8 protein-coding genes are annotated in these 8,462 nt (G+C 72.0%); 4 read left to right on the top strand and 4 right to left on the bottom strand.

Annotated elements, in window-relative coordinates; all coding sequences use genetic code 11:
• From AWZ10_RS48250 to AWZ10_RS29680, 3 genes are all read right to left on the bottom strand, one after another.
• A partial coding sequence (locus tag AWZ10_RS48250) for a twin-arginine translocation signal domain-containing protein (protein ID WP_159058386.1) occupies nucleotides 1-124 on the bottom strand: 124 nt, incomplete at its 3' end.
• A gap of 308 nt (nucleotides 125-432) precedes the next feature.
• The gene (locus AWZ10_RS29685; RefSeq protein ID WP_046703708.1) at nucleotides 433-1,530 is read right to left on the bottom strand and encodes a serine hydrolase domain-containing protein; all 1,098 of its coding nucleotides are present in this window, start codon (nucleotides 1,528-1,530) and stop codon (nucleotides 433-435) included.
• Between the two features lie 104 nt (nucleotides 1,531-1,634).
• A complete protein-coding gene (locus AWZ10_RS29680) occupies nucleotides 1,635-2,930 on the bottom strand; it encodes an MFS transporter (protein WP_060892494.1) in 1,296 nt (431 codons plus the stop codon).
• A gap of 55 nt (nucleotides 2,931-2,985) precedes the next feature.
• Here AWZ10_RS29680 and AWZ10_RS29675 point away from each other — a divergent pair, with 55 nt between their 5' ends.
• From AWZ10_RS29675 to AWZ10_RS29665, 3 genes are all read left to right on the top strand, one after another.
• On the top strand, nucleotides 2,986-3,975 hold the full coding sequence (locus AWZ10_RS29675) for an ArsR/SmtB family transcription factor (protein ID WP_046703710.1): 990 nt from the start codon (nucleotides 2,986-2,988) through the stop codon (nucleotides 3,973-3,975).
• A gap of 18 nt (nucleotides 3,976-3,993) precedes the next feature.
• On the top strand, nucleotides 3,994-4,815 hold the full coding sequence (locus tag AWZ10_RS29670; protein ID WP_060892493.1) for an outer membrane protein assembly factor BamB family protein: 822 nt from the start codon (nucleotides 3,994-3,996) through the stop codon (nucleotides 4,813-4,815).
• A 129-nt stretch (nucleotides 4,816-4,944) separates the two neighbouring features.
• Nucleotides 4,945-6,333, top strand: coding sequence for a glycoside hydrolase family 16 protein (locus tag AWZ10_RS29665; protein WP_060892492.1), 1,389 nt, complete (start codon nucleotides 4,945-4,947; stop codon nucleotides 6,331-6,333).
• A 175-nt stretch (nucleotides 6,334-6,508) separates the two neighbouring features.
• On the opposite strand, the gene AWZ10_RS29660 is transcribed toward AWZ10_RS29665, so the two are convergent.
• Nucleotides 6,509-7,396 (bottom strand): helix-turn-helix domain-containing protein, encoded by an 888-nt coding sequence (locus tag AWZ10_RS29660; protein ID WP_060892491.1) that lies wholly within the window; start codon nucleotides 7,394-7,396, stop codon nucleotides 6,509-6,511.
• A 134-nt stretch (nucleotides 7,397-7,530) separates the two neighbouring features.
• Here AWZ10_RS29660 and AWZ10_RS29655 point away from each other — a divergent pair.
• The coding region (locus tag AWZ10_RS29655) for a transketolase family protein (protein ID WP_167366001.1) at nucleotides 7,531-8,462 on the top strand (932 nt) is incomplete at its 3' end.

Here is an 8,462-nt window from a genome sequence, read left to right as displayed (position 1 = left end):
TCACCTGCGGAGCGGCGGCCTCGCGCACTCCGGCCTTGCGTCCCTCGTGCGCGACACAGCCGGCCGCCGCCCCGGTCGCGCCGACGGCGGCGGTCCCGGCGAGGAAGCGACGGCGGCTGGGCATGCGAACTCCTGGGCGATGACGGGCGGATGACGGGCGGATGATCGTGATCCGATGGTGGACGGACCCCCTGCAGCAACACCATGCACAGGGCATGAACATCGTGTTGCGGCAGGTCGGAGGAGGCCGCGGTCCTCACCTGTGCGCCCCCGACCCTGGAGAGGGGGAATGCGGGGTTCTGGTTCCACCGAGGGCAGTTGATCTTGCCAGACATCCTTGGCACGCCTCGCACCGGCCCGGGGTTCCCTGGGCCGGTGCGAGGCGCGTGCGGTCGTGTGGCCGGTGCGGTCAGGAGGGGTGTGCCGTCGGGCTCAGGCCGACAGGCCCTCGTAGACGGCCGCGAGGATCGTGAAGGCCCGGTCGTCGCCGAGTCCTTCGTCGATCATCTGGTTCATCACGTACGCCACGGTCATCCGGGCGTCGAGGTCGACCAGGACGATCGAGCCGCCCCAGCCGGCCCAGAAGCAGGTGCGCGGGTTGGGCAGTTGGCCGCCGTTCAGGCCGTAGCCCATGCCATAGCGCATCGGGACGCCCAGGACGCTGTCCGTGCCGTCGAACTGCTCCTCCAGGACCCGTTCGCACCCCTTCTCCGACAGCAGCCGCACACCGCGCGCCGCCCCGCCACAGGCCAGCAGCGACTGCACGGCGGCGACCGAGCGGGCGTTGCCGTGACCGTTCGCGGCCGGGATCTCGGCGCGGCGCCAGGCGGTCGTGTTGGCGGTGCCGTCCGGTATGGCCGGGTTGGGCGGCGGACCGCCCCGGGGCGAGGAGGAGGGCGGCGCGATGATCGGCGCCACCCGGTGGTCGTGCTCGGCGGCGAGCCCGATGTGGAAGTCGGCGCCCAGCGGGCCCGTGACCTCCTCGGCGAGGAAGGTGCCCAGGCTGCGGCCGGTGACCCGGCGGACGATCTCCCCGAGCAGATACCCCTGGGTGACGGCGTGGTAGCCGGCCTCGGTGCCGGGTTCCCAGGCCGGTGCCTGCGCGGCGAGCCGGGAGGTGACGGTCGGCCAGTCGTACAGGTCCTCCAGCGTCGTGGGTTCGTCGAAGCGGGGCAGCCCTGCCGTGTGCGCGAGCACATGGCGGACGCGTACGTCCTCCTTGCCGGCCGCCGCGAACTCGGGCCAGTACGTCGCCACCGGCGCGTCCAGGTCCAGTTCGCCCCGGTCGGCGAGTATCAGCACGCACAGGGCGGTCATCGTCTTGGTGGTGGACCACACATGGGTGAGGGTGTCCCGCTCCCACGGTGTGGTGCGGTCCGCGTCGGCGTACCCGCCCCAGAGGTCGACCACCGGCTCGCCGTCCACGTACACGGCGACCGACGCCCCCACGTCCTTGTCGTCCAGCGAGGCCGCCAACGCCTCGCGCACCGCTGCGAACCGGTCCGTGCACGTGCCATGAGTCAACGCCATGAGGGGAAGGTAGCGGGACGCCCTCGGGCGGAGCCATCGAATTAACAGGGGCACCGACGAGTAAACGTTACTGCGGATCTCGCCGTCGATGCCCGGTCCGCGCGTCACGCCTCGGCGGCGGACGCGGTTGCTGCCGGGTGCTGCGGCGGGACGGCCGCCGGAAGTTCACGCAGCGTTCGGACCGGGGAGCAGAAGACCGGGAGGAAGGCACCGGCCAGGCAGATCGCGCCCGCCCAGACCGCCACCTGCACCCCTGCCACCTGGCCGACGAGGCCACCGAGGGCCGAGCCGACGGCCAGTGCGCCGGTGAGCAGGAAGCGGAAGGTGGCGTTCATACGGCCGAGCAGCGGGTCCGGGGTCAGGTGCTGACGCAGGGTGACGCCGAGGACGTTGTCGATGCCCGTCTTCGTCATGACCACGAGCCATCCGGCGCCGGCCACCCACAGCCACGGCCCGGAGCCGATCAGCGCGACGGCGAGTGCACCGGGTGCGAACCACAGGCCGGCCAGCCCCAGGGCGCGGCCGTGGCCGAGGCGGGCGGCGAAGCGGCGCGCGAGAGAGGCGCCGAGCAGGATGCCCACGCCGCCGGCGGCCCAGTACGCCCCGAGTGCCCCGGCGGACAGGTGCGGATCCCGGGTGAACAGCACCGGCAGTACGGCGTTGATCATCTGTGCGCCGAGGTTGGTGAGCGTCGCGGTGCGGGCCAGCGCGCGCAGCTCCCGGCGGCCGAGGACGTGGCGCAGCCCCTCCGCGATCTCGGCCGACAGCCGTCGCCGACCGGCCGCCGTCCCTCCCCCTGGCGTTGCGGGAGCGCGTCGTCGGACGATGCCGGTGAGGCCGACGGCGGAGACCAGGTAGGCGACGGCCCCGCCGAGAATCGCCAGGGGGGCGGTGAGGAGCTGGACCAGAAAGCCGCCGGCGCCGCGGCCGGCGATGCCGGCGCCGGCCATCAGGCTCACGACGGCCGTGTTGGCCCGCACCAGGCGCTCGCGGCCGACCAGTTCGGGCAGCACACTCTGCGAGCCGACGTCGAAGAACACGGTGGCGCAGCCGTTCAGCAGCACCACCGCGTACAGCTGCGGCAGCGACAGCGTGCCCAGCCACCAGGCGACGGGGATCGAGGCGAACAGCACCGCTCGGGCGGCGTCGGCGGCCACCAGCACCCGGCGGCCGGGCAACCGGTCCAGCCAGGCGCCCGCGGGCAGGCCGATGACGAGGAAGGCGACGGTGGACAGCGCGGCCAGCGCACCGGCCTGGCCGGGACCCGCGTCGAGCGTGGTGACGGCGAGCAGCGGGATCGCCACGTAGCCGACGTTGCCGCCGAGGTGGCTGAGGGCTCCCGCGGCGAAGAGCACGCGGAAGTCGCGCGACCGCCACGGGGAATCGGGGACTTCGGTCATGCGGGCCACCGTGCGCGAACGTCGGCCCCGCACCTATTGATTTAGCCTCGGCTGAATGATCGAGATCGCACTCGGTGTGGAGGACGTGGCCCGTACGCGCTTCGCGATCTCCCCGCTGTGGGAGGTGGTGGCCAGCGTCCGGGTGCTCAAGGGCGCGGACGGACAGGGCCTGCATCGCACCTGGGCCGAGCAGGTGCGCCCGCGACTGGCGGCCGCGGACCTCGATCTGAGGCCGCTGTTCGACCTCGTCCCGGTACCGACCCGCTCGCCCTGGGCCGGTCGCGTCCCGGGGTTCGTCTGTCCGCCGCCCACGACGCCGCTGCCGTCGCTGGAGGTGGAGCTGGCCACGGTCCGGGCCACCCCGCCGGCGCTGCTGCGCACGACGGCCGAAATACCGCCCCCACGGATGGCGGCGCTGCGCGCCGACCCGGTCGCCGGGCTGGGGCGGTTGGCCGAGGTGATCGAGGCGTACTGGGAGCTGGCTCTGGCGCCGTACTGGTCGCGGATCCTCACCCTGCTGGAGGACGACATCCGCTACCGCGCCGGCCGCCTGGTCGAAGGCGGCGCCCAGCAGTTGTTCGCCGACCTCGACCCGCAGGTCACCTGGGCCGGGGGCAACCTGCGTCTGGAGCACCGCACCGTGCGCGGGGCACGCCGGCTCGACGGCCGTGGCCTGCTGCTGGTGCCGTCGGCCTTCGTGTGGCCGCGCGTGTTCTCCGTGCTCGACGAGCCGTGGCAGCCCTCGCTGCGCTATCCGCCACGCGCCGTCGGCACGCTCTGGCACAAGCGGGCCGGGACCGGGTCCGACGCCCTGGCGGGGGTACTGGGCCGCTCCCGCGCGACCCTTCTGACCGAACTGGCCGCCCCCGCCTCGACCACCGACCTCGCCCGCCGCGCCGGACTGACTCCCAGTGGGGTCTCCCAGCACCTGACGGCCCTGCGCACCGCCGGTCTGGTCAGCGCCCACCGGGCGGGCAGAGAGGTGCTGTACGCCCGCACCCGGGCCGGCGAAACCGTCGTGGAGGCCGCGGGCGCGGGGCCCTGAGCCGTCCACGACTCCGGAGTGAACCGCTCACGCGACACCAAGGGCGCGGGCGACGCCTCGCTGCCGGACCGTCGGTCCCGCGACAGCTCGCTGCTCGGCGAAGTCGTGATCGTGACGAACCCGGGCGAGCGGACGGTCGACGCGTCCGACGGCCCCGACGGCCGAAAGCCGGTCCTGGGCCGACGGGAGGGCCGGGAGCGCGCTCCGCACCGCACCGCGCGGCGTCCGTCCGCCGGCCGGTCGCCCACCGAAGAGCTGTACCAGGACGGGTACGAGCGGCCGTACAACGCGTTCCTGCGGGTGGACCCGGACACCCGGAAGACCGACCGGATCCCGCTGGAACGGGCGCTGCGCGGCTCGGCGACGCCGGTGGACGGGGTCGTGCACTTCGTGCGGACCAACGGGTCGGTCACCGCCGTGTCGGCGACGAGCGGCAAGGAGCTGTGGGAACGCACCACGGACATGGAGAACCCGTCCGCTCCGGTGGTGTCGACGGCCCGCGACGAGATCTGCTTCGCCGACCGGTTCGGCCGGCTGCTGGCCCTGGACGGAGCCACGGGCGGCGAGTCGTGGCGTACGGACGCGCTCGACGACCCGGGGACATCGCGGCGCAGGCGCCACCGCGAGTGCTGCTCGTGGACGACGCGATCGTGGCGGTGGCCGGGGACACGGCGCTCTCGGCGAACCCGGACGAGCCGAGGGTCCGGCCGTCCGCGTCCGCCGCCGGGGACTGGCTCACCGCCCCTCCTCTCCTCACCCGCCCGGGACCGTGACCGCCCGGCATCGGCCGATCTTCACGTGGTGAACTCGCTTCTCCCGCACGGACTTTCTCCGCTTTAACTCTTGACGGCCGCAGCGCCGGAGCGCACATTGACCGCACGCTCTTCTTGAGAGCGCTCTCAGGACGGGACTCCACGGAGCGCTCCCCCCCACCCGCGTATTTCACTCCGTACACCCGAAGAGGCCGCTATGAGTGAAACCTCCGGCATACCCATCGGACGCCGCCGCCCGCTCAGGCGCGCGCTCCTCGCCGTGGCCGGCGCGTTGGCGCTGGCCACGGCCTGGGCGACGACCGCGCAAGGAGCCGCCCCCACACCGCCCGCCGGCTGGACCCAGGTCTTCGTCGACGACTTCAACGGCACCGCCGGCACCGGCGTCAACACCTCCAACTGGCAGTACGCGACCGGGACTTCGTACCCCGGTGGCCCGGCCAACTGGGGCACCGGCGAGGTCGAGACGATGACGAACAGCACCACCAACGTCTCCCTCGACGGCAGCGGCAACCTGCGCATCACCCCGGTCCGTGACTCGGCGGGCAGGTGGACCTCGGGCCGGATCGAGACCAACCGCACCGACTTCCAGCCCCCGGCGGGCGGCAAGCTGCGGGTCGAGTCCCGGATCCAGATGCCGAACGTCACCGGAACGGCCGCCGAGGGCTACTGGCCGGCGTTCTGGATGCTGGGCGCCCCCTACCGGGGCAACTACCAGAACTGGCCGAGCGTCGGCGAACTGGACATCATGGAGAACGTCCAGGGCCGCAACCAGGTCTGGGCCACGATCCACTGCGGCACCAACCCCGGCGGCCCGTGCAACGAGACGACCGGCATCGGCAACTCCACCGCGTGCCCGGGCACGACCTGCCAGTCCGGCTTCCACACGTACACCATGGAGTGGGACCGCTCGGTGACCCCCGAGACGATCCGGTTCTCCGTCGACGGCACCCAGTTCCATTCGGTCAACGCGAGTCAGGTGGACGCGACGACCTGGTCCAACGCCACCAACCACGGCTTCTTCGTCATCCTGAACGTGGCGATGGGCGGCGCCTTCCCGGACGCGTTCGGCGGCGGCCTGGACGGCGACACCCGGTCCGGTGTCCCGATGGTCGTCGACTACGTGCAGGTGCTGTCGGCCGGCGGAGGCACCACCACACCGCCGCCGACGGGCACCCGTGACGCGTACAGGGCCATCCAGGCCGAGTCGTACAACAGCCAGAGCGGCACCCTCACCGAGACCACGACCGACACCGGCGGCGGCCAGAACATCGGCTCCCTCGCGAACGGCGACTGGGCCCTCTTCCAGAACGTCGACTTCGGTTCCGCGGCCGCCACCCAGTTCGCCGCCCGGGTGGCCTCCGGCGCCAACTCCGGGGTGAGCGGGCTCGTCGAGGTCAGACTCGACAGCCGTACGAGCACACCGGTCGGCAGTTTCTCGATCGCCAACACCGGGGGCTGGCAGTCCTGGCGGACGGTGCCCGCGAACATCAGCTCGATCACCGGCACCCATGACGTCTATCTGACCTTCACGAGCGGCCAGTCGCAGGACTTCGTGAACGTGAACTGGTTCAACTTCGGCCGCTGAGCGGCGCGTCGGCACATCCCCGAGGGGTTCCGCGCACGCGCGCGCAGCCCCTCGGGCACGTTCACGCCGGTCGTCGGGGTTCACCCCTGACGGGTCACCGCGCACGACGGCCGTCCGCGTTCACCCCCGATGGGTCACCGCTCGCACGACGGCCGTCCGCGTTCACCCGGGAGGGTCACCGCATCTCCGCCCGGAACGCCACCGGCGTCGCCCCGGCGTGCAGTTGGAAGAACTTGGAGAAGTTGGCCGCGTCGGGGAAGCCGACGGCCACGCCGACCCGGCCGATCGGCAGATCCGTGTGGGCCAGCAGCCGTTTCGCCTCCAGGACGACCCGCTTGTCGATGAAGCCCTTGGGTGTCTCGCCGGTCGCGGCGCGGACCGCGCGGACGAGGGTGCGGCGGGAGTAACCGAGGGCATCGGCGTACGCGCTGACGCTGTGGTTGCCGGCGAAGCCCCGCTCGACGGCGTCCCGGAAGCGGGTGAAGGTGGTGTCACCGGGCCGGCGCTCCGCCTCCGCCGAACTGGCGGCGAGATGGGCGAGGCGCAGCAGGAAGGCCGTCAGGGAGTGCCGCAGTACGGCGGTGTGGAGGCTGAGCGGCAGCGTGGCGGTGTCGACGTACTCGCGTTCGAGCTGAGCCGACGAGGCTCGCAGGCCCGCCAGTTGGGCCTTGTCGGGGCGGAGCAGCGGCGGCAGGTCGTAGCGGTAGAGGCCGGTCGCCTCGACGCTCGCGCGGGGCAGGAAGCCCGGTTGCATGGTGAGGACGGTCCCGCGGTACTCGTTCACGCGTGAGAATCGATGCACCTGCCCCGGACGGATCCACAACACCTCGCCCGCGCCCACCTCGTACCCGGTGAAGTCGATCATGTGGTGCACCGGGCCGCCGTCGAACAGCATCACCACATGGAAGTCGATGCGGTGGACACCCTCCACGGGTATGTCCGCTCGCCAGGGGCCACGGTCGTCCATCGGGCCGATCTGCATGCCGACACCGGAGAGGCTGCGGTCGACGGGGAACGGGAAGGTCTTGATCCGGTCGCCGTCCGGGAAGTCTCTGTCCGTCATGTCCTCGCCGCCGCGTCGTCGGTGTCCCAGTTTCACCGAAGGCTGGCACACCACAACCTTCCCCAATAAAAGTCAGACTTTTACTTTTGAACACGTCAGAGCAGTTCCGCCGTCTCATCGAGGACTTCTTGAACATGAACTGGACAGAACTCGACCGGCGCGCCGTCGACACCGCCCGTCTGCTGGCCGCCGACGCCGTGCAGAAGGTCGGCAACGGGCACCCGGGAACGGCGATGAGCCTCGCGCCCGCCGCGTACACGCTCTTTCAGAAGGTGATGCGTCACGATCCGGCCGATCCCGAGTGGACGGGCCGCGACCGCTTCGTCCTCTCCCCCGGCCACACCTCGCTGACCCTCTACACCCAGCTCTTCCTCGCCGGGTACGAACTGGAGCTGGACGACCTCAAGGCGTTCCGGACGCACGGTTCGAAGACGCCGGGCCACCCCGAGTACGGACACACCGCCGGGGTGGAGACCACCACCGGCCCGCTGGGTCAGGGCGCCGCCAACGCCGTCGGCATGGCGATGGCCGCCCGCTACGAGCGCGGCCTGTTCGACCCGGACGCCCCCGAGGGGGCGTCCCCGTTCGACCACACCGTCTGGGCCATCGTCTCCGACGGTGACCTGGAGGAGGGCATCTCGGCCGAGGCCTCGTCGCTGGCGGGCCATCAGAAGCTCGGCAACCTCGTCTTCCTGTACGACGACAACCACATCTCCATCGAGGGCGACACCGCCACCGCGTTCTCCGAGGACGTGCTGAAGCGGTACGAGGCGTACGGCTGGCACGTGCAGCGGATCGAGCCCGCGTTCAACGGCAACGTCGACGTGCACGCCCTGTACGACGCGCTGCTGGCCGCGCGGGAGGAGACGTCACGCCCCTCGATCATCGCGATGCGCACGATCATCGCCTGGCCGGCTCCGGGCGCGCAGAACACCGAGGCCGCGCACGGCTCGGCGCTGGGCGAGGCCGAGGTCGCGGCCACCAAGCGGGTTCTCGGCTTCGACGCGGGCAGGACCTTCGCCGTCGCCGACGACGTGCTCGCCCACACCCGGCGGGCCCTCGACCG

The sequence above is a fragment of the Streptomyces europaeiscabiei genome (assembly GCF_001550375.1).
In the GTDB taxonomy this organism is placed as follows: domain Bacteria; phylum Actinomycetota; class Actinomycetes; order Streptomycetales; family Streptomycetaceae; genus Streptomyces; species Streptomyces europaeiscabiei.
This window is presented reverse-complemented; position numbering and strand designations above follow the sequence as displayed.